This is a genomic window from Nocardia sp. NPDC006044 (genome assembly GCF_042871115.1).
Classification (GTDB): Bacteria; Actinomycetota; Actinomycetes; order Mycobacteriales; family Mycobacteriaceae; genus Nocardia.
In genome coordinates, this window is the sequence record NZ_JBIAID010000003.1 from 108,251 (window position 1) to 132,981 (window position 24,731).

The window sequence follows — 24,731 nt, forward strand, 5'->3', positions numbered from 1 at the left end:
CTATGCCGCCGCCTCGCGCGTCTCCTCCACCGGGATGCGCCGGGTGGCGCGCAGGCAGTTCAGCAGCATCGGCAGCATCCAGAACGCCGCGGACATGTCGTAGGACATCTGGCCCGCCGAGAGCCGGTTGTGCACGAAGCCGACCGAAAGGCCGAGGCGCGGTTCGGCCCAGCCGAACGAACCGCCGAGACCGATGTGGCCGAATCCGGCGTGCGCGCCCGGCATCGGCAGCGAGTGATAGCCGAGCCGCCAGAGCATGGGCGTGTAGAACAGGGCATGGTCGAGGCGGTAGGTCTGAATCCGCCTGATCGCCTTGATGGTTCGCGGGCTCAGGTACTGACGGCCGTCGGCCATACCGTTGTTGGCGAGTGCGCCGTACATGGTGGCGAGCGCGGGCGCGGTGCAGACACCGTTGCCCGCGCCGAGCTCGGTGTTCAGGATCGGTGGCTGCTCACCGGCCAGGATGGATTCCAGGCCGGGCAGGAACAGGCAGCGGGTGGCCGCGCCCAGCGCGCCGGGGATCCGGTGGCTGCGGCCCAATATCATTGCGCTGACCGGCTTTCCGATCAGGCTCAGCTGGGAGCCGGCCAGTGGCGCGTAGGTGGTCGGTGCGTCCGGCGGCGGGGTGCCGAGGTGGATGCCGTCGATGCCGAGCGGGTCGGCGACCTCGGACCGGAACAACTCGCCCATGCCGCGGCCGGTGATCGCGCGGGCCAAGCCGGCCATCAGCCAGCCGAAGGTGAGCGCGTGATAGGCCGGAACCCCCAGCAGGCGATCGGGTTTCGCGGCGGCCAGGCGCTGTTCCATCAGCTCGTGGTCGAGCACGTCGCCGAGCCCGGTGGCCAGCGGCGCGAGGGCGGACAGGCCGGCGCTGTGCGTCATCGCTTGGCGCACGGTGATTTTCGCCTTGCCGTTGGCGGCGAACTCCGGCCAGTACTCCGCGACCGGTGCGGTGTAATCGATCAGCCCACGGTCGGCGAGGCGGTGGATGACGGTGGCGGTGATGCCCTTCGTCGCGGAGAAGATGATCGACCCGGTGTCCTGCGTCCACGGCGTGCTGCCGCCGGATCCGGTCCAGATGTCGAGCAGTGGCTCACCGTGCAGATGCACCGCGAGTGCGCCGCCCGCGCCGCGGCGGTGCCCGAAGGTCCTGGCGAAAGCGCGCACCAGCGGGGCGAATTCGGCGGTGGCGCGGCCACCCATCCCGGTCGGGATCGGCGCTAGATCCCCGGAAGCGTCGTTGCTCATCTTTCTACGGTAATGGCGGCGGTCACACCGGGCAATGAGTCTGTCTCGGACAGTTTTCTTTCGTGACTTCCTCGCAACCGGGGTTTCCTCAGTAGTCGGCGAGGATCGCGAACGAATGCGCGGGAAGCGTTGTGGCCGACGGACCCAGGGTCGGCGGCTCCCAGGACAGCAGCGAAATGCCGGTGACCGGCACGGTGACCTGGTCTTCGGACAGGTTGCACACCAGCTTCAGCGCGCCGCGGTGCACGACGATCCAGCGCGCGTTCTCGTCGTAGTCGACCGAGATGTGGGTCAGCCACGGGTCGGTGAGTTCGGGTCGGTCGCGGCGCAGGGCGAGCAGTTTTCGATAGCAGGAATGTAGCCGGATGTGGCGAGATTTTTCGAGTTCGGACCAGTTCAGCTTCGAGCGCAGGAACGTCCGGGGGTCCTGTGGGTTCGGTACCTGGTCGGTGCTCCAGCCGTGTTCGGCGAATTCGGCCTTGCGGCCGTCCGCGGTGGCGGCGGCGATCACCGGGTCGGTGTGCGAGGTGAAGAACAGGAACGGCGTGTTCGCGCCCCACTCCTCCCCCATGAACAACATCGGCGTGTACGGCGAGCACAGCACCAGCGCGGCCTTGATCGCCAGTTGGCCGTCGGTGAGATTGGCGCTGGGGCGGTCGCCGATGGCGCGGTTGCCGATCTGATCGTGGTTGCAGGTGTAGGCGAGCAGGGCGCTGGCCGGGATCACCGCGGTGTCGATCGGGCGGCCGTGGGTGCGGCCGCGGAAGCTGGAAAACGTTGCGGCGTGGAAGAATCCGTGCGTCAGGGTGTGGGCCAGGCAGCGCAGCGAGCCGAAATCGGCGTAGTAGCCCTGGCGTTCACCCGAGACCGCGGTGTGGATCGCGTGGTGCAGGTCGTCGTTCCATTGGCCGGTCAATCCGTAGCCGCCCGCGGCGCGCGGGGTGATCAGCTTCGGGTCGTTGAGGTCGCTCTCCGCGATGAGGGTGAGCGGCCTGCGCAGGTGTGCGGCGAGACGCGTGGTCTCGGTGGCGAGTTCGGCGAGCAGGTGGTTCGCGGTGCGGTCGACCAGCGCGTGCACGGCGTCGATCCGGAGTGCGTCGATGTGGAAGTCGCGCAGCCAGCGCAAGGCGTTGCCGATGATGTGCCGGCGCACCTCGTCGGAGTCGGGACCGTCCAGGTTCAGGCTCTGTCCCCAGGTGTTGCGCCCCTCGGTGAGATAGGGCGCGAAGCGCGGAAGATAGTTCCCGGAGGGGCCGAGGTGGTTGTAGACGACGTCCAGTGCGACCGCCAACCCGCGCGCGTGACAGGCGTCGACGAACCGCTGCAATCCGTCCGGCCCGCCGTAAGGTTCGTGCACCGCGTACCAGAGCACCCCGTCGTAACCCCAGTTGTGTGTGCCGTCGAAGGCGTTCACCGGCATCAGTTCTACGACGGTGATGCCGAGGTCGACCAGATAGTCGAGCCGCTCGATTGCCGAGTCGAATGTTCCGTCCGGGGTGAAGGTGCCGACGTGCAACTCGTAGAACACCGCGCCGGCCAACGGCCGCCCGGTCCATCCGGAGTCCGTCCACGCCGAGCGATCGAGGCGATGCACCGCGGACCGCTCGTGCACCCCGTCCGGCTGCCGAGCCGACTGCGGATCCGGCAGCACCCGCGGATCGTCGTCGAGCAGAAACCCGTAGCGCGCCCCGTCGGCAGCGGCCACCTCGGCCTGCCACCAACCACCCCCGGACCGCCCCATCGGATGGACGACACCATCCACATCCACTCGCACCTGCTCCACCCGCGGCGCCCACACCTCGAACAAGGTCACCTAGCCAGCATTCCACGGCTCGACTCCCCTCGCCCCGCAACCCGATCCCCTGTGGCTCTACACCGCGCTGAACCTCGCGCGCCTACTTCCCACGGGACCAGGTGGGCAGAGATGATGTGGGCGGTTCGAGGCCATGGAGGAGGTCCGGTGCGGTTGGTGACCAAGCGATCGATGACGGTGTCGTGCGCGGTGCTGGGGCTGTCGTTGGCCGTGGCGCTCAGCGGGTGCGGGGCCGACAGTTCGAACGGAGCGGACCCGAGTAGCGCCGCGCAGCAGCGCTCGAGGGCTGTGACGGCAACGACCGGCGGTGCTTCGACGGCACCGGCCACCAGCGCTGAACCCGTGGACCCGACCACGGTGCAGTCCGCGGGGTCGACCTACACGGTCCGAAAGGTGGAGGTGCCCAACGGTGTCGGCACTTCCGACGTCGCGGCGTCGCTGGAGTTGTCCGGCGGCGATCCGCGGGTGGCCGAGGTCTTCAATCGCGGTGTGCGGACGTATATCCAGGAGCAACTGGACGCGGTCGGCCACAGCGACGACCCCCGCCCGCATTCGGTCCACTCCACCGGCAAGATCTCCGTCACCGACAGCACGATCAGCGAGGTCATCTCCGGCCTGATCAGCTACCAGGGCGAGGCCCATCCGTTCAAGATCCTCGCCACCATCACCACCGACAGCCACGCCGCCGCCCCCGTCCTGATCGGTGATCTGTTCACCGATCGGCAAGCCGGGATCGCCGAATTGTCCGCGGCCGCAACCGAAGCGACCAAGCAGGTCCATCCTCAGATAGCCGACAGTCCCACCATCACCGCCGCGCTACTGCCAACGGAAAAGAACTTCGCCAACTGGGTTCCCACCCGCACCGGCATACAGATCTACATCGACACCGGCCTCTACGTCTACGGCTACCCCTGCGTGGAAGTCCCCTGGTCCCGGCTTCGACCGGCGCTAGGCCCGGTCATACGGCCGGTCGCGGAGAAGGCACCCGACGCACCTCCGACAGCTTGCACCGGGCCATAGGGCACATTCCCCGATTCCCTCACCCGCTACATCCCGGCCCGCTCAGCACCCCCGGCCCGTTCGGCACCCCGACCTGCTCAGCCTGCTTAGCCCGCCCAGCACGCCCAGCCCGCTCGGCACCCCCGGCCTGCTCAGCCCGCCCGGCCTGCTCAGCACACCCAGCCTGCTCAGCACCCCGCCTGCTCAACACACCCAGCCCGCTCGGCACCCCGCCTGCTCAGCCCGCACGGCCCGCTCAGCCCGCCCAGCACACCCAGCCCGCTCGGCACCCCGCCTGCTCAGCCCGCACGGCCCGCTCAGCCCGCCCAGCACACCCAGCCCGCTCGGCACCCCGGCCCGCTCAGCCCGCCCGACCCGCTCGGCACCCCGGCCCGCTCAGCCCGCCCGACCCGCTCGGCACCCCCGACCCGCCCAGCGTCCCGACCCGCCCAGCACCCCCAGCCCGCTCAGCCCGCCCGGCCTGCTTGGCGTCCCCGCCGTGCTCGGCGTTTGCTTCCCTCCGCCGTGTACCAACCTGTATCGACTGATGCCGAGCACGCCGAGCACTTGCTCCTTCGTCTTGGCGCGACGAGTGCGTCAGTTTCTGGGCCGGTCAGCGAACCGGAGTATCGCGCCGCGGCCGCGGTGGCGCGCATTCTGAATTCACCAGCACTGGTTCGTAATTCAGCACGCAGCGAGGAGTAGACGCGCAATGTTTTCGAGAACTCGGACCATCATCGCGGGCGCATCCGGGGTGATGGGCATGCTCGCGGCCGGGGTGTTGTTGGCGCCCAGCGCAGCGGCCACCTCGGTCACCACTGTCGAAGTGACCGGCGGAACCGTCGCGGTCGGCTGCACGGTCACCCTGACCTCACATTCTGTCCCGGCCCCCACCACCGGGTGGTCGACCTTTTTCTACGACAATGGCACCGAGATCGGCGTCGGTCCCGCCCACGGCCCGGGCGGCGACCGGTCCGTGACCTGGATCCCTGCCACCGCGGGCACCCACGAGATCAAGGCCATCGCCTGGATGAGCCGCATAGACGGCGGGAAATCGATCGGCACGACAACTGTGAAGGTAACGAACGACCCCTGCGCCTAGAACGGGTCGCGATTGACCCCAAGCAATGGGGCCAGACGCACGTGCGAGCCGACCGACGCGGCGACACCGGTTCGGTGCATGATCCCGGTCGGCTCGTTCGGAGATGACCTTGCGGTAAACCGCTGGTCAGCCGTGGCAACACGACAGCATCGGACACAGCCGGGCGTAATCGGGCAATCGGGGCGAGGTCCCCGCACCCGGTGGCGCTGCGGCGTCGGTGCTGGAAGAGTGAGGTGGTGGGCTTCTATGGAGATCGAATCGTGCCGCGGATCGTCGATGTGGCGTGTGGGATGCGGTTCAACGAGCCGCTGCGGGAGCGGGTGTGCTCCGGGTTGCGCGGGCGGGTCGTGGAGATCGGTTTCGGGTCCGGGTTGAATGTGCCTTTCTATCCGGAGACGGTGGATTCGGTCAGTGCGGTCGAGCCCGCTGATCTCGGGTGGAAGCTGGCGAGCGAACGCGTGGCCGCGTCGAAGGTACCGGTCGAGCGGGCCGGGCTGGACGGACAGTCACTCCCCTTCGCGGACAACACCTTCGACTCCGCGATATCGACCTGGACCCTGTGCACCATCCCGGATGTCACCACCGCACTCGCCGAGGTCCGCCGAGTGCTCGCCCCCGGCGGAACCCTGCATTTCGTTGAGCACGGCCTCGCCCCCGACCACAAGGTCCAGGTGTGGCAGAACCGCCTGAACCCGATCCAGAAAACCCTCTGCGGCGGCTGCAATCTGAACCGAAACATCCGCGGCCTACTGACCACCGCCGGCTTCGAAATCCAAGACATCGACGTCTTCTACGCCGAAGACGCCCCCCGCTTCCTCGCCGCCCAATCCCTCGGCACGGCAGTCGCCCCCTAGCTCCGGCACGCCCATCCCCGCCACACGGCGCGGTGCGGCCCGCTCGCTACCGAGAATTCAGTGCATTACGGAATTGCGAGTGCGAGCTTCAGTGCGGCGTTGACCGCAATCACTGTGCGTGGTCCGACAGTCCCGAGCAGCGGTCCGAGGTCGTCCCGGCGTAGCTGGTGGATGTCATCGGCGACAATATGGCCGACCAGCGGGTCATCGGAACCTAACCCGATCCAGGTCGGCAAGGCACCGTGCTTATCGCTTGTGGTGATTCGGGCGGCTAGCACATTGGATAACAACCGATTTCGACGATTGTTGGACACGATAAGCCAAGGTTTCGCCCCGAATCCGAGATCAGCGCGGTACACCTGACCCCGGACGGGCGCGGAGCCGGTCATCCGGGCATCACCCGGTCCACGTCCTCGGCATAACGACGCCGAAGCTCGCGCGTCTCATCCTCATCGATTATCTCTGGCCAATTTTCGGCAAGTTGCGCGTAGCCCTGCTCCAGTGCCTCATCGATGAGCACCTGCGCGCCGATCGACATCAGGACTCGGATGACAGTCGCTTCGGAGGCATCGGGGGTCAGGGAGTACCCGAGGTGAGCGGCGAGGGTTTCGAACAGCACCCACTCGGCTCCCTTTCGGTCGCTGAGCGTCGCCAGGGTGCGTTCCTCCCGCTCAGTGAGGGTCAAGGTGGTTCTTCTGGTCATGCATCAGATCGTACATCGATGCAGATGCGCTATCAAGCATCAGATAGTGATGCGAAAGCTCGCATCACTTTCGTTTTGAAACGAACTGTTCAAAACTGTGTTACCGTCTTTCACATGGCACGACCGAGGCAGTTCGACGAGGAGCGAGCAGTGGACGCCGCGATGCGCGCGTTCTGGACCGCGGGCTACGAGGCGACCTCGACCCAGGACCTCTGTGACGCAACCGGACTGGGCCGCAGCAGCATCTACAACACCTTCGCCAGCAAGCACGACCTGTTCGAGCGCGCACTGCGCCGGTACATGACGACGAAGAACGCCACCACCTTCGCACTGCTGGACGGCGACGAATCCGCGCTGGACAAGATGCGAACCCTCCTGCAACAGGTCGTCGACGCCCCGGACGACGACCCACTCGGCTGCCTGGTGGTCAACTCGATCATCGAACTCGCACCCCGCGATCCCGAAGTCGCCGCCACACTGCACGACGACCAGGAACTGCGACTCGCCGCCCTGACCGAGGTACTCGAAAGCGGTAGGCGCGCAGGCGAAATCGACAAGGCCAAGAACGCCCGCGAGCTGGCACACTTCATCAACGCCACCATCGGCGGAATGCGCGTGGCCGCCCGCGGTGGCGTCGGCCGCGACGCACTGCAGGCCATCGCCGCGACCGCACTGAACGCCCTCTGACCCAATCCCCCACGCCCGCAGCCCTTTTCCATGTGCCAGTTTTGAACTGAGCGATCTAAAACCAGAGAGGTACCCGATGCCGTTCGCCGTCTACATCCTGGGCTTGTCCATCTTCGCCCAGGGCACCTCGGAGATGATGCTCTCCGGGCTGCTCACCGAGCTCTCCACCGACCTCGGCGTCACCATTCCCCAAGCGGGACTGCTGATCTCGGCCTTCGCCATCGGCATGCTGATCGGCGCTCCGATCCTCGCCGTCACCACCCTGCGCCTCCCCCGCCGCAGCGCCCTGCTCGCCTTCCTCGCGGTGTTCGTCGGCGCGCACGTCGTCGGCGCGCTGACCTCGGACTACTGGGTGCTGTTCGGGACGAGGGTGGTCGGCGCGTTCGTCTACGCCGGTTTCTGGTCGGTCGCGGCGACCACCGCCATCGGCCTCGTCCCGGCGAACGCACGCGGCAAGGCAATGAGCATCGTGGCCGGCGGCCTCACCATCGCCACGGTCATCGGACTGCCCGCGGGCACCGCGATCGGCCAGCACCTCGGCTGGCGCGCTGCGTTCTGGGCCGTCGCGATCATGTCCGTGCTGGCCATGATCGGCGTGCTCGCCAAGATCCCGGCCGGCCGCACGGAAATCCGGCCGGACCTCCGAAAAGAACTGCGCAGCATCGCCGATCCCCGCCTGTGGCTCTCCTACAGCACCACCGCACTGTCCACCGCCGCGCTGATGGTCACCTTCGCCTACCTCGGCGCACTGCTGTCGAAGACGACCGGCCTGGCCGACGGCTGGATCCCGATCGTGCTGGTGGTCTACGGCATCGGCAGCTTCCTCGGCATCGTCGTCGGCGGACGCACCGCCGACGCCCACCCGATCCGCACCCTGTACCTCGGTTTCACCGGCGTGATCATCACGTCGATCCTGCTCGCCCTCACCGCCGAACACCCCGCCCCGGTCGTCGCGCTCACCTTCCTGCTCGGCGCCTTCGGTTTCGGCACCAACCCCACCCTCAACAGCCGAGTCTTCAATCTGGCCGCCGACGGCCCGACGCTCGCCCCGGCGTTCAACGTCTCCTCGTTCAACCTCGGCATCACCGTCGGCCCCTGGCTGGGCGGCCTGGCCATCGGCGCCGGCCTCGGCTACGCGTCGGTCGCCTGGATCGGCGCCGCCATCGGCCTGGCCGCCGTCGGCACGGTCACCTGGGAGCAACTCCTGAACCGTCGCCCAGCCACCCCATCGCAACTCGGCAAACAGCCCGAACTCGTGCACTGAGCACAATCAGAAAATCTCCGGCGGGCCTACCCCGCCGGAGATTTTCGCGTCGAACGGCCCACTCACAGGATGTTCCCTGAAGCACCGCCCGCCGGCCCACCGGCTCGCATACTGAAACCGGAAGCGTGCCTTGTGGAAAAGGGGTCAGCGAGCAGCTGGCTGGGCATTGCCCGTGCAGGTTCGAATCCTGTCGCTTCCGCCGACAACGGACCTGGCGGCGATCAGACCGCCAGGCACCCGGGACCGAGCAGCGCCTTCAGGTCGCCCATCAGCGCCGACGAGGGCGTAACCCGCAGGCTGTCATCGAGTTTCAGCAGCGTCGTCTTCTCCCGGGCGCCCACGTGCCGGATGTGCACATCGGCGGTGCCGGGATGCCGGGACAGTATGCGCTTGAATTCGCCGATCTTGTCCGGCGTGCACATCCGGGTCGACATCACCACCGCGAGCGGCTTGGCCACACCGATGGACGAGAGATCCGGCACCGCGAGATCGTTGGCGATCAACGAGATCCGGTCGTCGCGGACCGAGACGCGCGCCTTGACCAGCACCACCGCGTCCTCGACCACGTCCATCCCGTACACCGAGTAGGCCTGCGGGAAGAACAGCACCTCGATGCCACCGGCCAGGTCTTCCAGCTGGGCCGACGCCCAGGCCAGGCCGTTCTTGTTGATCCGCCGGTTCACCGACGCGAGAATGCCGCCAACGGTCACCTGGGTGCCGTCCTTGATGTCGCCTTCGAGGATCGCCGGGATCTGTGTATCCGCTTGCGCCGCAAGGACATGCTCGACGCCGTTGAGCGGATGCCCGGACACGTACAGGCCGAGCATCTCCCGCTCGAGCGCCAGCTTGTGCTTGGACTCCCACTCGTCGTCGGGCACCTTCACGTTGAACACCGACGACACCGACTCGTCCGCGTCCACCCCGCCGAACAGGTCGAACTGCCCGATCGCCTCGGCCTTCTTGGTCGACATCACCGCGTCGATGGCGTCGGAGTGGACCAGCAGCAGCCCCTTGCGCGGATGCCCCAGCGAGTCGAATCCGCCTGCCTTGATGAGCGATTCGGTGACCTTCTTGGTGCAGGCGACCGCGTCGATCTTGTTCAGATAGTCGGAGAAGTCGGTGAACTTCGACTTCTCCTTGCGCGCGGCGATGATCGAGGACACCACGTTCGCGCCGACGTTGCGCACAGCGCCGAGCCCGAACCGGATGTCCTTGCCGACCGAGGCGAAGTTCAGTTCGGATTCGTTGACGTCCGGCGGCAGCACGGTGATGCCCAGGCGGCGGCAGTCCGACAGGTAGACCGCGGCCTTGTCCTTGTCGTCACCGACGGAGGTGAGCAGTCCGGCCATGTATTCGCCCGGGTAGTTGGCCTTGAGGTACGCGGTCCAGAACGAGACCAGGCCGTAGCCGGCGGCGTGCGACTTGTTGAACGCGTAACCGGCGAACGGAAGGATGGTGTCCCACAGGGCTTTCACCGCGGCCTCGGAGAACCCGTTGGCGGTCATGCCCGCGTGGAAGCCCTTGTACTCGGCCTCCAGCACCTCGAGCTTCTTCTTACCCATGGCCTTACGCAGCGCGTCGGCCTTACCCATGGAGTAGGAGGCGACCTTCTGCGCGATGAACATGATCTGCTCTTGGTAGACGATCAGGCCGTAGGTCTCCGAGAGGATGTCCTTGAGCGGTTCCTCGAGCTCGGGGTGGATCGGGCTGATCGGCTGCCGGTTGTTCTTGCGGTCGGCGTAGTCGTTGTGCGCGTTCATGCCCATCGGGCCGGGGCGGTACAGCGCGAGCACCGCGACGATGTCGTTGAAGCCGGTCGGCTGCATGCGGCGCAGCAGGTCGCGCATCGGACCGCCGTCGAGCTGGAACACGCCGAGCGTGTCACCGCGGGACAGCAATTCGTAGGTGGCCTTGTCGTCCAGCGGCAGCGTGTCCAGATCGAGATCGATGCCGCGGTTGGCCTTGATGTTCTCCATCGCGTCACCGATGACGGTGAGGTTGCGCAGGCCGAGGAAGTCCATCTTCAGCAGGCCGATGGCCTCACACGACGGGTAGTCCCAGCCGGTGATGATGGCGCCGTCCTGGGCGCGCTTCCACACCGGGATGGTGTCGGTGAGCGGCTCGGAGGACATGATCACCGCGCAGGCGTGCACGCCCGCGTTGCGGATCAGGCCCTCGAGGCCGCGAGCGGTCTCGTAGATCTTGGCGACATCGGGATTGCTGCCGATGAGTTCGCGGACCTCGGCGGCCTCCTTGTACCGCTCGTGATCGGGGTCGGTGATGCCCGCGACCGAGATGTCCTTGGCCATGATCGGCGGCGGCAGCGCCTTGGAGATCTGGTCGGCGATGGCGAAACCGGGCTGACCGAACAGCACGCGCGCCGAGTCCTTGATCGCGGCCTTGGTCTTGATGGTGCCGAAGGTGATCACCTGGGCGACCCGGTCGGTGCCCCACTTCTCGGTGGCGTAGCGGACCATCTCACCGCGGCGGCGATCGTCGAAGTCGATATCGATATCGGGCGCGGACGGGCGTTCCGGGTTCAGGAACCGCTCGAACAGCAGGCCGTGCGGAATCGGGTCGATGTTGGTGATGCCGAGCGCGTAGGCGACCAGCGAACCGGCCGCCGAACCACGGCCGGGGCCGACCCGGATGCCGACCTCTTTCGCGTGCGACACCAGGTCGCCGACGACGAGGAAGTAGGCCGGGAAGCCCTTCTGCTTGATGACGTCGAGCTCGAAGTAGGCGCGGGTGTAGTACTCCTCCGGCACCCCGTCCGGGAACCGACGGGCCAGGCCGCGGTCGACTTCCTTGCGCAGGAAGGAGTTCTGGTCGTCGCCCTCGGGCACCGGGAACACCGGCATCCGGTCCTTGAACGCCCACACGTCGTCGTAGGACTGCACGCGTTCGCCGATGAGCACGGTGTTGTCGCAGGCGCCGGGCACCTCGGCGTCCCACAGCGCGCGCATCTCCTCGGCGGACTTCAGGTAGTAGCCGTCCCCGTCGAACTTGAACCGGGTGGGGTCGCTGAGCGTCTTGCCGGTCTGAATGCACAGCAGCGCTTCGTGATTGGTCGACTGGTCCTTGGTGACGTAATGGCAGTCGTTGGTCGCGATCGGCGGAATGCCGAGCTTCTGGCCGATTTCGAGCAGTCCCTCGCGGACCCGGCGTTCGATGGACAGCCCGTGGTCCATGATCTCCAGGAAGAAGTTGTCCTTCCCGAAGATCTCCTGCCACTTGGCCGCGGCCTCCAGCGCCTCGCGGTCGTGGCCGAGCCGCAGGCGCGTCTGCACCTCGCCCGACGGGCAGCCGGTGGTCGCGATGATGCCCTCGGCGTACTGCGCGATGATCTCTTCGTCCATGCGCGCCCACTTGCCGAGCTGACCCTCCAGCGACGCCAGCGAGGACAGCTTGAACAGGTTGCGCAGGCCGGTCGCGTTCTCCGCGACCATGGTCATGTGGGTGTAGGCGCCGGAGCCGGAGACGTCGTCGCCCTTCTGGCTCGGATCGCCCCACTGCACGCGCTTGGTGTCGAACCGGGAGGCGGGCGCGATGTAGGCCTCGATGCCGATGATCGGTTTGATGCCGGCCTTCTTCGCCGAGTTGTAGAACTCGGAGGCGCCGTACATGTTGCCGTGGTCGGTCATCCCCACCGCGTCCATACCCAAGCGTTTCGCCTCGGCGAACAGGGGCGAAATCTTAGCCGCACCGTCGAGCATGGAGTACTCGGTGTGGTTGTGCAGGTGAACGAACGATCCGGACGAGGCGGCCAAGACGGTCCTTCCTCCCAAGGTCTCGACGGGGGTTGGCCTAGCGATTCTAGGCACGTCGGTATGACATTTTTTCCGAGGCGCGCGGCGCGCAACGAGACGTCCCAGGAGGCCCCGGCGTGTCGGTGTCGAAGATCACCGGCGCGTCTGGCGAGTCGCCCTGGAGATGTCTGATTTCCGCGAGTGACGTCTGGCGCGGACCGGTCGACCCTACTCTGGCGCGCTCGAGCCATCCCCGGCAGTCGGCCACGACACTCGCGGTCAGATTTTCTTCCGCCAGACGAATTTCCAGCCGGACCAATCATTGTCGAAGGGGGCCAGCGGTAGTGCCCCCGGAATCGAAAGCATCGAATCGGGGATATCGCGTTGCGATAGGAGCATAGTCGGGGCATACGACAGACCCGAGTGTGACCGAACCTGCTGAGGTGTTTGATGAATTCGCTCAAGGCACTGTTCGCGATTCCCGCCGTACCCGCCCTCGCCGTGGCCGCCCTGGTCGCCACCTCGGCGCCGGCCGCGGCCCAGATCGTGGACCAGTTCGACAGTTTCTATTCGCTCACCGAGGGGCTCTGCGTCGCGCAGGTCAGCTCCGCCGTGACCAGCAACGCCTATCCGGAGCACGCGGCGTTCAGCGTGGCGACCACCATGGTCGGGGTCGGTGGCTGCACCCTGGCGCTCACGCTGAACTGGCGCAATGTCGAGACCGGCGAGACCGGCGCGTTCGCGGTGACCGCGCACGGACCCGGATATTGGGGCAACAGCGGCTATTCCGCGCTGTTCCACCCCGGCATCGGCAAATTCACCGGCACGATGACCGTCGGTGCGGCGCATATCCCCGAACCCGGCACGGTCGAATTCCGCGTCGACCATTACCAGGGATAGATCGTCCCAACAGGCAACGCCGTCGTTCCGAGTCGATCTGCGTTGCCTCTTCTCGACGGATGCTGCGACAAGCGTCAAGTGGACGCAACCTGCGTCGAGGCAACCCGGGGCTGCGGTGCACCGCTCGGGCATTCGGCGGACGGCATAATCAGCGGATGAACGCGCTGCCGGTGTGCTGGTTTTCGGAACCGCGATGACGACTACCGTTGTCGCCCTCGTCGTCTCGGCGGCGTTGATCGCCGGTGCGCTGATCATCTGGCCGCGGACCCGGCGTGTGGTGACCACGCCGGCCGAGCGGGCGGTGCACTCGGCGTTGCATACCGCGTCGCTGGCGGCGATTCCCTTGCGGCGCGGGCTGACCGCGCAGTCGGCGCAGGAGTCGGCCCCGCACCTGCGGGCGCTGACCGGGGCCGAGGCGCTCGGCGTGGCCGATCCGGACGGCGTGCTGCTCGCCTGGGACGGACCGCATGCCGAGCTCGCCGAACACTTCACCGAGGCGGCCAAGCGGGCCGTCGCCGGCGAGCGGCCGGTGCTCGTGTCCGGGCCGGGCAGCGGCGAGCACGCGGGCCGCGCGCTCATCGCCCAGCCGCTGCTGATCGACAGCACCGGGGTGGCCGGGGCGATCGGCGTGGTCACCACAGGTCAGCCGGGGCCGGGATGGCTCGGGGCGGTTGCCGAGGTGGCCAGGTATGCCTGCGGGCAGCTCGAATTGGCCGAGCTGGACGCATCCCGGGCCAGGCTGGACCGCGCGGAGGTGCGGGCGTTGCGGGCGCAGATCAGTCCGCACTTCATCTACAACGCGCTCAACACCATCGCCTCGTTCGTGCGCACCGACCCGGACCGGGCCCGCGAACTGATCCTCGAATTCGCCGACTTCACCCGCTACTCCTTCCGTGCCGCAGGCGAATTCACCGTGCTGGCCGACGAATTGCGCAATATCGAGCGCTACCTCGCCCTCGAACGCGCCCGGTTCGGCGACGCCCTCGACGTGCGCCTGCAGATCGCGCCGGAGGTGCTCGGCGTCGTCCTGCCCTTCCTCGCGCTGCAACCCCTCGTCGAGAACGCGGTCCGGCACGGCCTCGCTCGCGCCGCCCGCGGCGGCACGGTCAGCATCACGGCCACCGACGCGGGTACCGACTGCCTGATCAGCGTCGAGGACGACGGCGTGGGCATGGACCCCGAGCTGCTCCGCTCCGGCGCCCTCGACGCCGTCGAAACCGGCAGCGGCCCCGCGAGTTCCGGCGAATCGGCACACGTCGGCCTGGCCAACGTCGACGACCGGCTGCGCGCCGCCTTCGGCAACGACTACGGCCTCATCGTGGAAACCGCGCCGGGAGCGGGAACGAAGGTCTCCCTGCGGGTGCCGAAGTTCCGCGCCGGCATCCAGGCGTGAGCCATGGCGTCGGGCGAACCGCAGCACGAGCACCAGCGGCGCACGATGGCGTTTACGCGGCGAACATCGAGAAGGCCCGCCGTGGTGTGCCGCTCAGTGGGGATCCGGGTCGGGCAGCGGGGGTGATTGCTTACGATGGAGCGGTTGTGACGCGGACCACCGGTAGTGCGGGTGGCACCCTGCGGGTGCTGGCTGTCGACGATGAAAAGCCTGCTCTGGACGAGCTGGTGTATCTGTTGCGCGCGCAGCCCGGGGTCGGCGAGATCCACGATGCCGCCGACGCCACCACCGCCCTGCGGGTGTTGCGCGCGCATTCGATCGATGCGGTGTTCTTGGATATCAACATGCCGGGGCTGGACGGGATGGAACTGGCGGGCATCCTGTCGGAATTCGCGAACCCGCCCGCGGTGGTTTTCGTGACGGCCCACGATGATCGCGCGGTGGCCGCCTACGATCTGGGCGCGGTCGACTATCTGCTGAAGCCGTTGCGCGAGGCCCGGCTGGCCGAGGCGGTGCGCCGGATCGCCTCGACCCGGGGCACGCCGGCACCGGTTGCCGATGAGCCGCGGGCCGATCCGAGTGAGGTCATTCCGGTCGAACTCGGCGGCGTCACCACGCTGGTGCCGCGGTCGAGCGTCAGCTGGGTGGAGGCGGACGGCGACTACGCGCGCCTGCACACCAGCGACGGCTCCCACCTGGTGCGGATTCCGTTGTCCGCGTTGGAGTCCCGCTGGCAGGACGCGGGCTTCCTGCGCGTGCACCGTTCGTATCTGGTCGCGTTGCGACTCGTGACCGGCCTGCGCACGGTCGGCACCTCGACGGTGGTGTGCCTGCGCGCCGACGGCAATACCGCGGCGGTGGAACTGCCGGTCAGCCGCAGGCAGGTGCGCGAGCTGAAGCAGCGCCTGGTGCACGGCCCGCGGCAGCAGTGGACCGGCCAATGACCGGACCGCAGCACCGGCCGGCCAGACAGCGCGTCGTGCTGTCGGAACGGCGCGGCGCGCGCCGCGTTCGCACGCGCATGGAAGTGGCCGAGCAGACCGAGATCGGCGAGGCCTTGATCGGCGGCCTGATCCGCGCCCAGCTCGGTCTCGCACTGCGCCTCGGCTTGATCATCGTCGTCGTATTGTGCTCGCTGCCGGTACTTTTCGGCATCGGCACCGTCGGCTCGACGGTCGTCTTCGGCCTGCGCCTACCGTGGCTCCTGCTGGGCGTAGCCGTCTACCCCCTCCTCTACCTCGTCGGCCGCCTCTACGTCCGCCTCGCCGAGCACAACGAGCAGGACTTCCTCGACCTGGCCGAGGACTGACATGCCGGCCCGGCGCACATCGAGCAGAGCCGCACACCTGCTGATTCCCCGCAGACCGAATCACGTGCGAATTGGTGTGCGGGAAATCGAGAGGTGTGCGGCTGGCGGTGGGGCGCGGTGACTGCGGGGTCGGTGCCGGTGCTGACGGTGTTCGCGTTGTTGTTTGCCGCGCTCGCGACGGTTGCGATCGGGGCTTACGGGGTTCGGTTGGCGCGCACCACTTCCGACTTTTTGGTTGCCTCGCGGAGCGTCAGGTCCGGGTGGAACGCTGCCGCTATCTCGGGTGAATATCTCTCGGCTGCTTCGTTTCTCGGTGTGGCGGGGTTGATCGCGAAGTACGGGGCAGACGCGTTGTGGTATCCGGTGGGGTTCACCGCGGGGTACCTGTCGCTGTTGCTGTTCGTCGCCGCGCCGCTGCGGCGCTCGGGGGCGTACACGGTGCCGGACTTCGCCGAATTCCGTTTGGGCTCGGTGCGATTGCGGCGGCTGGCGGCGACGGTGGTCGTGCTGGTGTGTGCGGTGTATATGATTCCGCAGTTCCAGGGCGCGGGGTTGACCCTGCATACGCTGCTCGGCGTGCCCGATTGGGTGGGGGCGGCGGCGGTGGGCGCGATCGTGATCGCGAATGTGGCCGGTGGCGGGATGCGGTCGATCACGCTGGTGCAGGCGTTTCAATACTGGTTGAAGTTGACCGCGGTGACGATTCCGGCGCTGGTACTGCTCGGGCATTTCCTGGCCGAGGATCAACCGCTCGGCGCGCCCGCGCCCCCGGTGGTCACCGAGCGCACGGTGGTGGACGTGCGCACCGCGGTGGTGGTGCAGGTCGCTGCGGCCCAACAGGTTTCGATCAGCGGCACGCTCGACGGCAATCCGGTGAGCGGTCACGTGCTGCTGCCCCCTGGCCAGCACACGCTGTCGCCGGGCACCGAGCTGGTGCTGGAGGCGGGCGCCACGGTGCCGGTGGTGGCCGGCGCACCCGCGAACGGCGCCGAATGGCTGGAGCCGGGCGTCGGTTTCGGCGGCGCGCACCCGACCTATCAGGTGTATTCGCTGATCATCGCAACGTTCCTCGGCACCATGGGGTTGCCGCACGTGCTGGTGCGCTTCTACACGAATCCGGACGGCCGCGCCGCGCGCGCGACCGCGGCGGCCGTCATCGGACTCGTGGGTCTGTTCTACCTGTTCCCCATACTGCTAGGGGTTTTCGCGCGGCTCTACGTACCGCAACTGCTGATCACCGGAACCTCCGACGCGGCGGTCGTCCTGCTGCCCGCCTCGGTCGTCCTCGGCCTGCCGGGTCAATTGCTGGCCGCCCTCGTCGCGGCCGGTGCGATCGCCGCGTTCCTGTCCACCTCGTCCGGACTGCTGGTCAGCATCGCGGGCGTGCTCAGTACCGACATGCTGCGCGGGCGGATTCGCGACTTCCGGGCGGCGGCGGTGGTGGCCGGCGCTGTGCCGCTTACCCTTTCGCTCACCGTGGCCTCGCTCGACCTGTCCCGCACGGTCGGTCTCGCGTTCTCGGTGGCCGCCTCCACCCTGTGCCCGCTGCTCGTCCTCGGCATCTGGTGGCGCGGGCTCACCGCGGCGGGCGCGGGCGCCGGGCTGATCGCCGGCGGGCTGGCGGCGGGCGGAGCGACCGCGGTGTCGGTGACCGGTGGCCTGTCCGGCGAGGTAGCCGGCGGATGGCCCGCCGCGCTGATCGGCTATCCGGCGGCAATCAGCGTCCCGCTGGCGTTCGCGGCAATGGTGCTGGTCAGCAAGGTGACCCAGGGCCCTGGCGCCCGGCGGGTCGGCCGCATCTTCGTCCGCATGCACGCTCCCGAACGGCTCGGCATGGGCGCCGATCGCGAGGGCACGCTGCGCTCGAACTGAGCCGCCGGCCGCGACCGACGCTCAACCGTTCGTCGCGTCACACCGACCGTTCACCGCACAATCGGCCGCCTTCCCGGAGTGACCCACACCACATCATCATTTCCTCATGCGGACCTGGCTACGGTGCTGAACAAGTAAGCCATGTCACAAGCTAGGACGACCATGACCAGTACAGAACTCGACGGCACCGCCCCCCGGCGCACGCCGAGTGCAGACGAATTCATCGAGGTACAGGCCAGCCCGGACTTCCGAGAGTTACGAACCAGGTTGCGCCGCTTCGTATTTCCGATGACCGCCCTGTTCCTGCTCTGGTACCTCAGCTATGTGCTGCTCGGCGCCTACGCGCACGACTTCATGGCGCACAAGGTCTTCGGCAACATCAACGTCGGATTGCTGCTCGGCCTCGGGCAATTCGTCTCCACCTTCGCCATCACCGCGCTCTATGTCCGGTTCGCCAATCGTGAACTGGATCCGCGCGCGGCGGCCATCCGCAACCAGCTCGAGGGAGGCCACGCGTGAGCGTCAGCACCTATGCCGCCGCCGCGACGGTCGGCAACCCGACGGCCAACATCGCCATCTTCGCGGTGTTCGTCGCGATCACCATGGTCGTGGTCGTCCGGGCCAGTCGCAACAATGCCACCGCCGCGGATTTCTTCACCGGCGGACGCGGCTTCTCCGGACCGCAGAACGGTATCGCCATCGCGGGCGACTATCTCTCCGCCGCAAGCTTTCTCGGCATCGCGGGCGCCATCGCGGTGTACGGCTACGACGGGTTCCTGTACTCCATCGGATTCCTGGTCGCCTGGCTAGTCGCCCTGCTGCTGGTCGCCGAAATGCTCCGGAACACCGGCAAATTCACCATGGCCGATGTGCTGAGCTTCCGGCTCAAGCAGGGCCCGGTGCGCACCGCCGCGGCGCTGACCACCCTCGCGGTGTCGCTGTTCTACCTACTCGCGCAGATGGCCGGCGCCGGCGGCCTGGTCGCGCTGCTGCTCGACATCTCCGACAAGACCGGGCAATCCGTCGTGATCGCCGTGGTCGGCGTGCTGATGATCGTGTACGTGCTGGTCGGTGGCATGAAGGGCACCACCTGGGTGCAGATCATCAAGGCGGTGCTGCTCATCGCGGGCGCCGCGCTGATGACGGTCATGGTTTTCGCCAAGTTCGGTTTCAACCTGTCCGACATCCTCGGCTCGGCCCAGGAGCATGTCAGCGGGTCGAAGGCCAAGGGCGTGGCCGCCCGCGACGTGCTGGCGCCCGGCGCGCAGTACGGCGCCACCGCCACCTCGAAATTGAACTTCCTGTCTCTCGGTCTGGCGCTGGTGCTCGGCACCGCGGGTCTCCCGCACGTGCTGATGCGCTTCTACACCGTGCCGACCGCGAAGGAGGCGCGCCGATCAGTCGTGTGGGCGATCGGGCTGATCGGCGCGTTCTACCTGTTCACCCTGGTGCTCGGCTACGGCGCCGCGGCCATCGTGGGACCGGACCGGATCCTGGCGGCGGCGGGCGGGCAGAACTCCGCGGCGCCACTGCTCGCGTTCGAGCTCGGCGGCGTGGTCCTGCTCGGGATCATCTCCGCGGTCGCGTTCGCCACCATCCTCGCGGTGGTCGCGGGGCTCACCATCACCGCCGCGACTTCGTTCGCGCACGACATCTACGCCGGAGTCATCAAGCGCGGCAAGGTCGATGACGCGAAGCAGGTGCGGGTGTCCCGGATCACCGCCGTGGTGATCGGCCTGATCGCGATCGGGCTCGGCATCCTGGCCAACGGGCAGAACATCGCCTTCCTGGTCGCGCTGGCGTTCGCGGTGGCGGCGGCGGCGAACCTGCCGACGATCCTGTACTCGCTGTTCTGGAAGCGGTTCAACACCACCGGCGCACTGTTCAGCATGTACGGCGGCCTGATCTCGACCATCGTGCTGATCGTGTTCTCGCCGGCCGTTTCCGGCACGCCGAGCTCGATGCTGCCGGGTTCCGATTTCGACTGGTTCCCGCTGTCCAACCCCGGAATCGTGTCCATCCCACTGGCTTTCGTGCTCGGTGTGGTCGGCACGTTCCTCGGCAAGGCGGACGAGAACCCGGCCAAGGCCGCCGAGATGGAGGTCCGTTCGCTGACCGGCGTCGGTGCAGAGAAGGCGGTCGTGCACTGATAACAAGCCGATAGTCGTTGTCCCCCTTGTTCTCTCGTTAGGAGATATCGCGTGACCAGCGCAACCACCGATCCCCGCGACACCGCTGCGGTGTCCTACCCACCCGGCGATACCTTCGCCGCGACGGCGAATGCCGATGCGGGACTGTATGACCGGGCGGCGGCCGATCGGATGGAGTTCTGGGCCGAGCAGGCGCGGAGGCTGTACTGGGAACAGCCGTGGACGCAGGTTCTGGACTGGAGCGACGCGCCGGTCGCGCAGTGGTTCGTCGGCGGCAAGCTGAATGTCGCCTACAACTGCGTCGACCGGCACGTGCTCGCCGGGCACGGTGACCAGATCGCCATTCACTGGGAAGGCGAGCCCGGCGACTCACGCGATATCTCCTACGAGGAACTTCGAGACGAAGTCTGCAGGGCGGCAAACTATCTGACCGAGCTGGGGTTGCGGGCGGGCGATCGGGTCGCCATCTACATGCCGATGGTGCCCGAGGCCATCGTGTCGATGCTCGCCTGCGCCCGGCTCGGGCTCACCCACTCGGTGGTGTTCGCCGGCTTCTCCCCCACCGCCCTGCGGCAGCGGGTGGACGACGCCGAGGCTCGATTGGTGATCACCACCGACGGGCAGTGGCGGCGTGGGATGGCGGCGCCACTCAAAGCCGCGGTCGACGAGGCGCTCGGCGGTGCGCCGTCGACGGTCGAGCACGTGCTCGTGGTGCGCCGCACCAACATCGACGTGCCGTGGACCGAGGGGCGCGATCTGTGGTGGCACGACACGGTCACCGACGCGTCGCCGGAGCACGAGGCGCGGGCGTTCGATGCAGAGCATCCGCTGTTCATCCTCTACACCTCCGGAACGACGGGAAAGCCCAAGGGAATCCTGCACACCTCGGGCGGATACCTCACTCAGGCTGCGTATACACATCACAACGTCTTCGATCACAAAGCGGGACAGGACGTTTACTGGTGCACCGCGGACATCGGCTGGGTCACCGGGCACAGCTACATCGTCTACGGGCCGCTCGCGAATCGAGCCACCCAGGTGGTCTACGAGGGCACCCCGAACTCGCCCGACGAGCACCGGCACTTCCAGATCATCGAAAAGTACGGCGTCAGCATCTATTACATCGCGCCGACGCTGGTGCGCACGTTCATGAAGTGGGGCCGCGAGATCCCCGACGCCCACGACCTGTCCTCGCTGCGGCTGCTGGGCAGCGTCGGCGAGCCGATCAATCCGGAGGCCTGGCGCTGGTACCGGGAGGTCATCGGCGGCAACCGCACCCCGATCGTGGACACCTGGTGGCAGACCGAGACCGGCGCGATCATGATCTCCCCGCTGCCCGGCGTCACCGCGACCAAACCCGGCGCGGCGATGGCCCCGCTGCCCGGCATCTCGGCGAAGGTCGTCGACGACGACGGCACCGAACTCGGCCGTGGCGCAGCCGGATTGCTGGTGCTGGACCAGCCGTGGCCGTCGATGCTGCGCGGCATCTGGGGCGACATGGAACGCTTCCGCGACACGTACTGGGCCCGATTCGCCGCCGCCGGTTGGTATTTCGCCGGCGACGGCGCGAAGCTCGACGACGACGGCGACCTGTGGGTGCTCGGCCGGGTGGACGACGTGATGAACGTGTCCGGCCACCGGATCTCCACCGCCGAGGTCGAATCCGCGCTCGTCGGGCATGCGGCGGTCGCCGAGGCGGCCGTGGTCGGGGCCAGCGACGCGACCACCGGTCAGGCCATCGTCGCGTTCGTCATCCTCACCGCGGGCGCGACGAGCAGCGGCGATCCGCTCGTCACCGAGCTGAAATCGGCGGTCTCGCACGAGATCAGCCCGATCGCCCGCCCCCGGGAGATCCATCTGGTTCCGGAACTGCCGAAGACCCGCAGCGGCAAGATCATGCGCCGGCTGCTGCGCGATGTCGCCGAAGGCCGCGAGCTGGGCGATACCTCGACCTTGGTCGACCCCAAGGTCTTCGAGGCTATCGCCCGCGGGTAACTCCCGCCCCGGTGACGGACCCGGCGACCGCAATGGCGATGAGGGGTCGGGTCCGTCGCCCAGGGAGCGCGAGGCGGTACGCTCGCCGTGTGCGAGTCGCCTCGCTCCGCCTCTGCGCCGTCCTCCTGCTGATGGCTGCCTGTCTGCTGTCCGGTGCACCGGGGGCGCACGCACAGGTGAAGAAGCGCTGCTTCACCAATGACGCGGGCACTCGCTGCTACTACCTGTATGTGCCGCACGGTGACAGCGCGGGCGAACCGCTGATGGTGTATCTGCACGGTTGCGACGATCCGATCGCGCATCCGCTACCGAGTGGTTTCTCGCTCATCCGGGTCGCCGACGAGATGGGTTTCGTGCTGGCGTACCCGATCCAGGATCGCGGGTCGAACAAGGGCCTGTGCTGGAACTGGGACAAAGCCGGGCACCAGCGGCGCGGCGAGGGTGAGCCGTCCATCATCGCGGGCCTCACCACCGCACTCATCGATGAGTTCCATCTCGATCGCGACCGGGTCTATCTGGGCGGGTACTCCGCCGGCGGCGCGATGACCACCACGCTCGGCGCAACCTACCCCGACCTGTACGCGGCGATCGCCCCGATGGCGGGCGCGCCGTATCTGACCAGACTCGAAGCCCGGCCGATCATCGACGCGATGGGCCCACGCGCCCGTCCGCTGCCGGCCTTCTTCCTGCAAACCCTCTTCGACGAGATCAGCAACATCGTCATCGGCCGAACCAACCTCACCCAATGGCTCGCCGCCGACAATCTGGCCGACCCGGGATCGGCTCCCGTCCTGCCCACCGACGTTCAGGTACTCGCCGTCGGCCCCGGCGTGCCGATCCCGCTCACCGTCGAGCACTACGCCAGCCCCCGCGGCTGCGAACTCGCCCGGTTCACCCTCCCCGTACTCGCTGAACACGCCATCGGCGCCGGGTTCGTTCAGCAGGAACACGGCCTCGAAATCCAGCGCGATCTGATGCGATTCCTCCTGTCCCACCGCATGCCGCCCCCGCACCAAACCTGCTGAAATCCCCGGCGCCCCAAGCGCACCCCACCCGAAACCGAGGTTTTCGAAGCGTTCGCTCCGGGGTAACCCCCCTGCGGCGGACCCGGCGACCGCGGTGTTGAGGGGGGCCGGGTCCGCCCCGTGCGGCAGCCCGAAGCCGCGCGACGTTCACACCCGCAGTTCAGCCGTTGTCTCGGACAACGTTTCGCGCAGCTCCGCACGCAACCTCGTCAGGTCGGTGCCGAGGCGAATCAACTCCTCGATGATCTCCGCGGCGCAAAGGGGCATCCACCTCGATACGGGCAGCGAGGGACACGACACAGACGAGGACACGCCGGTATCCGGCGGTCGGGAATGTCTGTTTGAACCGGGCGGAGGGCTGTGCCGTTGACAATGCGAACAGCGGTGCCGGAACGGCTTGGCCGGGATCGCTTCGGCCGGTTTGCCGACGGCCGTTATCGAGGAGATCTGATGAAACGTCTCGGGCCTTGGCTCACTCTGGCGGCGGTGGCCGTGCTGGGGATCGTCTTGCTCGCGGTGAATATGTCGAAGGAGACCGAACCGGCGACGGCCGCGCCTAGTACGCCGGGAGTGCCGGTGACGACCAGCGCTGCTCCGGCCACTCCTGCGCCGCTACAGTTTCCGCCGAAAGCGGACTACGTCGGCAAAGTTCCGCTGCCGACGGGGGCGCCGATCACGCTTTCGGTCACCGTCGCGGGTGATAAAGCGACCGCTTACGCCTGTGACGGCAACCAGGTCGAGGCGTGGTTGCAGGGCAGCGCGGCGGGCGGCGCACTCCAGCTGACCGGGAAGAACGCCGCCGAACTGACCGGCCGCCACGACGGCAAGGTGGTCGCGGGCACGCTGCGGCTCGGTGACAAGCAGTGGGCATTCACCGCCGCGCCGGTGCGATCGCCCGCCGGACTCTACGTCTACAACGAGGGCGGCGCTCGCCAGAGCTGGATCGTCGACGCCGACGGCAACGTCACCGGTGTCCAGCGCGCGCCCGACGGCGCGACCTCCCCGGCGCCCGGCCTGTCCCCCGACGCGACGGCAATCGTCAACGGCAAGAAGATAACCGCGAACAAGGTAAGTGGTGGTGACCGTGTCGGCTGAGCGAGAGACGACGCCCATCGGACAACCGAACGCAAAGTCGTTCGCGGCCATAGCGATCCCGCTGCTCGTCGGCGCCGCGGTGTCGGTACTGCTCGGCGTCTACGCCAAAACGCATGAGCCGTCGGGCTTCTCCGTCGATGTCGCGGGTTTTTCCAGCCCGCAGGCGGTCAAGACCTGGCTGGCCACCGTCGCCTTCCTGCTCGCGCTGTGCCAATTCGTTTCGGCACTGGCGATGTACGGCAAGCTGCCGTTGCGGGCACCGTCCTGGATCGGCACCGCCCATGTGTGGTCGGGCCGGCTCGCCGTACTGGTCAGCGTCCCGGTCGCGGTGCACTGCCTGTACGCCTTCGGTTTCCAGCAATACGACACCCGAGTGCTGCTGCATTCACTGCTCGGCTGCTTCTTCTACGGCGCGTTCGTCGCGAAGATGCTGCTGCTCACCCGGAAAGGCTTGCCGGGCTGGGTGATCCCGGTCGCGGGCGGTCTCGTCCTGGCCGGGCTGACCGGCCTCTGGCTCACCTCGTCGCTCTGGTTCTTCCAGCACAACGGCCTCACCTTCTGATCGGAGATCCT

The 24,731-nt window shown here is 67.6% G+C and carries 21 protein-coding genes and 1 tRNA gene; 17 read left to right on the forward strand and 5 right to left on the reverse strand.

Annotated elements, in window-relative coordinates; all coding sequences use genetic code 11:
• Together ACFYO1_RS25170 and treZ are read right to left on the reverse strand one after the other, a co-directional pair.
• Positions 1-1,248, reverse strand: a complete 1,248-nt coding sequence (locus tag ACFYO1_RS25170; RefSeq protein WP_387235673.1) for a serine hydrolase domain-containing protein — start codon at positions 1,246-1,248, stop codon at positions 1-3.
• An 88-nt stretch (positions 1,249-1,336) separates the two neighbouring features.
• Positions 1,337-3,061, reverse strand: a complete 1,725-nt coding sequence (treZ, locus tag ACFYO1_RS25175) for a malto-oligosyltrehalose trehalohydrolase (RefSeq protein WP_387235677.1) — start codon at positions 3,059-3,061, stop codon at positions 1,337-1,339.
• A gap of 147 nt (positions 3,062-3,208) precedes the next feature.
• On the opposite strand from treZ, the gene ACFYO1_RS25180 reads away from it, so the two are divergent.
• From ACFYO1_RS25180 to ACFYO1_RS25190, 3 genes are all read left to right on the forward strand, one after another.
• Positions 3,209-4,081 (forward strand): hypothetical protein, encoded by an 873-nt coding sequence (locus ACFYO1_RS25180; RefSeq protein ID WP_387235679.1) that lies wholly within the window; start codon positions 3,209-3,211, stop codon positions 4,079-4,081.
• 691 nt (positions 4,082-4,772) lie between these two features.
• Complete coding sequence (locus ACFYO1_RS25185; protein WP_387235682.1) at positions 4,773-5,162, forward strand: hypothetical protein; 390 nt, start codon at positions 4,773-4,775, stop codon at positions 5,160-5,162.
• Between the two features lie 206 nt (positions 5,163-5,368).
• A complete protein-coding gene (locus ACFYO1_RS25190; RefSeq protein WP_387238544.1) occupies positions 5,369-6,016 on the forward strand; it encodes a class I SAM-dependent methyltransferase in 648 nt (215 codons plus the stop codon).
• A 65-nt stretch (positions 6,017-6,081) separates the two neighbouring features.
• Here ACFYO1_RS25190 and ACFYO1_RS25195 read toward each other — a convergent pair whose 3' ends face one another.
• Positions 6,082-6,405 carry a type II toxin-antitoxin system PemK/MazF family toxin gene (locus ACFYO1_RS25195; RefSeq protein ID WP_387235685.1) on the reverse strand — a complete coding sequence of 108 codons (324 nt, stop codon included), beginning with the start codon at positions 6,403-6,405 and terminating at the stop codon, positions 6,082-6,084.
• The gene (locus ACFYO1_RS25200) at positions 6,402-6,719 is read right to left on the reverse strand and encodes a hypothetical protein (RefSeq protein WP_387235687.1); all 318 of its coding nucleotides are present in this window, start codon (positions 6,717-6,719) and stop codon (positions 6,402-6,404) included. The genes ACFYO1_RS25195 and ACFYO1_RS25200 overlap by 4 nt, the downstream gene beginning before the upstream one ends.
• A gap of 114 nt (positions 6,720-6,833) precedes the next feature.
• On the opposite strand from ACFYO1_RS25200, the gene ACFYO1_RS25205 reads away from it, so the two are divergent.
• The 3 genes from ACFYO1_RS25205 to ACFYO1_RS25215 all read left to right on the forward strand — a co-directional run bounded on the left by ACFYO1_RS25205 (position 6,834) and on the right by ACFYO1_RS25215 (position 8,869).
• Positions 6,834-7,406 (forward strand): TetR/AcrR family transcriptional regulator, encoded by a 573-nt coding sequence (locus ACFYO1_RS25205; protein WP_387235690.1) that lies wholly within the window; start codon positions 6,834-6,836, stop codon positions 7,404-7,406.
• 76 nt (positions 7,407-7,482) lie between these two features.
• Positions 7,483-8,670 carry a Cmx/CmrA family chloramphenicol efflux MFS transporter gene (locus tag ACFYO1_RS25210; RefSeq protein ID WP_387235693.1) on the forward strand — a complete coding sequence of 396 codons (1,188 nt, stop codon included), beginning with the start codon at positions 7,483-7,485 and terminating at the stop codon, positions 8,668-8,670.
• A gap of 119 nt (positions 8,671-8,789) precedes the next feature.
• Positions 8,790-8,869 (forward strand) — tRNA-Ala (locus tag ACFYO1_RS25215).
• A 22-nt stretch (positions 8,870-8,891) separates the two neighbouring features.
• Here ACFYO1_RS25215 and dnaE read toward each other — a convergent pair.
• Positions 8,892-12,440, reverse strand: a complete 3,549-nt coding sequence (gene dnaE / locus ACFYO1_RS25220) for a DNA polymerase III subunit alpha (RefSeq protein ID WP_387235696.1) — start codon at positions 12,438-12,440, stop codon at positions 8,892-8,894.
• Between the two features lie 429 nt (positions 12,441-12,869).
• Here dnaE and ACFYO1_RS25225 point away from each other — a divergent pair, with 429 nt between their 5' ends.
• The 11 genes from ACFYO1_RS25225 to ACFYO1_RS25275 all read left to right on the forward strand — a co-directional run bounded on the left by ACFYO1_RS25225 (position 12,870) and on the right by ACFYO1_RS25275 (position 24,720).
• Entirely contained in the window at positions 12,870-13,319 is a 450-nt protein-coding gene (locus tag ACFYO1_RS25225) for a hypothetical protein (protein ID WP_387235699.1), read from the forward strand.
• A 193-nt stretch (positions 13,320-13,512) separates the two neighbouring features.
• On the forward strand, positions 13,513-14,712 hold the full coding sequence (locus tag ACFYO1_RS25230; protein WP_387235702.1) for a sensor histidine kinase: 1,200 nt from the start codon (positions 13,513-13,515) through the stop codon (positions 14,710-14,712).
• A gap of 146 nt (positions 14,713-14,858) precedes the next feature.
• On the forward strand, positions 14,859-15,656 hold the full coding sequence (locus tag ACFYO1_RS25235) for a LytR/AlgR family response regulator transcription factor (protein WP_387235705.1): 798 nt from the start codon (positions 14,859-14,861) through the stop codon (positions 15,654-15,656).
• A complete protein-coding gene (locus tag ACFYO1_RS25240; RefSeq protein ID WP_387235708.1) occupies positions 15,653-16,021 on the forward strand; it encodes a hypothetical protein in 369 nt (122 codons plus the stop codon). Before ACFYO1_RS25235 ends, ACFYO1_RS25240 begins: the two co-directional genes overlap by 4 nt.
• Before the next feature lie 117 nt (positions 16,022-16,138).
• The gene (locus ACFYO1_RS25245; protein ID WP_387235710.1) at positions 16,139-17,893 is read left to right on the forward strand and encodes a cation acetate symporter; all 1,755 of its coding nucleotides are present in this window, start codon (positions 16,139-16,141) and stop codon (positions 17,891-17,893) included.
• Positions 17,894-18,055: 162 nt separating this feature from the next.
• Entirely contained in the window at positions 18,056-18,412 is a 357-nt protein-coding gene (locus ACFYO1_RS25250) for a DUF485 domain-containing protein (protein WP_387235713.1), read from the forward strand.
• Positions 18,409-20,043: a cation acetate symporter gene (locus ACFYO1_RS25255; protein WP_387235715.1), complete on the forward strand. Its 1,635-nt coding sequence runs from the start codon at positions 18,409-18,411 to the stop codon at positions 20,041-20,043. Before ACFYO1_RS25250 ends, ACFYO1_RS25255 begins: the two co-directional genes overlap by 4 nt.
• A 51-nt stretch (positions 20,044-20,094) precedes the next feature.
• Positions 20,095-22,038, forward strand: a complete 1,944-nt coding sequence (gene acs / locus ACFYO1_RS25260) for an acetate--CoA ligase (RefSeq protein ID WP_387235718.1) — start codon at positions 20,095-20,097, stop codon at positions 22,036-22,038.
• Positions 22,039-22,127: 89 nt separating this feature from the next.
• On the forward strand, positions 22,128-23,063 hold the full coding sequence (locus ACFYO1_RS25265; protein ID WP_387235721.1) for an alpha/beta hydrolase family esterase: 936 nt from the start codon (positions 22,128-22,130) through the stop codon (positions 23,061-23,063).
• Between the two features lie 450 nt (positions 23,064-23,513).
• Positions 23,514-24,158, forward strand: a complete 645-nt coding sequence (locus tag ACFYO1_RS25270) for a hypothetical protein (RefSeq protein ID WP_387235723.1) — start codon at positions 23,514-23,516, stop codon at positions 24,156-24,158.
• Positions 24,148-24,720 (forward strand): DUF6529 family protein, encoded by a 573-nt coding sequence (locus ACFYO1_RS25275; protein ID WP_387238547.1) that lies wholly within the window; start codon positions 24,148-24,150, stop codon positions 24,718-24,720. Before ACFYO1_RS25270 ends, ACFYO1_RS25275 begins: the two co-directional genes overlap by 11 nt.
• Positions 24,721-24,731: the final 11 nt, after the last annotated feature.

What these genes read in the sequence shown, in the direction of transcription:
- ACFYO1_RS25200 (WP_387235687.1), bottom strand. Translation starts at nt 6,719, where the DNA reads ATGACCAGAAGAACCACCTTGACCCTCACTGAGCGGGAGGAACGCACC.
- ACFYO1_RS25205 (WP_387235690.1), top strand. Translation starts at nt 6,834, where the DNA reads ATGGCACGACCGAGGCAGTTCGACGAGGAGCGAGCAGTGGACGCCGCG.
- ACFYO1_RS25270 (WP_387235723.1), top strand. Translation starts at nt 23,514, where the DNA reads ATGAAACGTCTCGGGCCTTGGCTCACTCTGGCGGCGGTGGCCGTGCTG.
- ACFYO1_RS25210 (WP_387235693.1), top strand. Translation starts at nt 7,483, where the DNA reads ATGCCGTTCGCCGTCTACATCCTGGGCTTGTCCATCTTCGCCCAGGGC.
- ACFYO1_RS25185 (WP_387235682.1), top strand. Translation starts at nt 4,773, where the DNA reads ATGTTTTCGAGAACTCGGACCATCATCGCGGGCGCATCCGGGGTGATG.
- ACFYO1_RS25170 (WP_387235673.1), bottom strand. Translation starts at nt 1,248, where the DNA reads ATGAGCAACGACGCTTCCGGGGATCTAGCGCCGATCCCGACCGGGATG.
- ACFYO1_RS25240 (WP_387235708.1), top strand. Translation starts at nt 15,653, where the DNA reads ATGACCGGACCGCAGCACCGGCCGGCCAGACAGCGCGTCGTGCTGTCG.
- ACFYO1_RS25230 (WP_387235702.1), top strand. Translation starts at nt 13,513, where the DNA reads ATGACGACTACCGTTGTCGCCCTCGTCGTCTCGGCGGCGTTGATCGCC.
- ACFYO1_RS25225 (WP_387235699.1), top strand. Translation starts at nt 12,870, where the DNA reads ATGAATTCGCTCAAGGCACTGTTCGCGATTCCCGCCGTACCCGCCCTC.
- ACFYO1_RS25195 (WP_387235685.1), bottom strand. Translation starts at nt 6,405, where the DNA reads ATGACCGGCTCCGCGCCCGTCCGGGGTCAGGTGTACCGCGCTGATCTC.
- ACFYO1_RS25250 (WP_387235713.1), top strand. Translation starts at nt 18,056, where the DNA reads ATGACCAGTACAGAACTCGACGGCACCGCCCCCCGGCGCACGCCGAGT.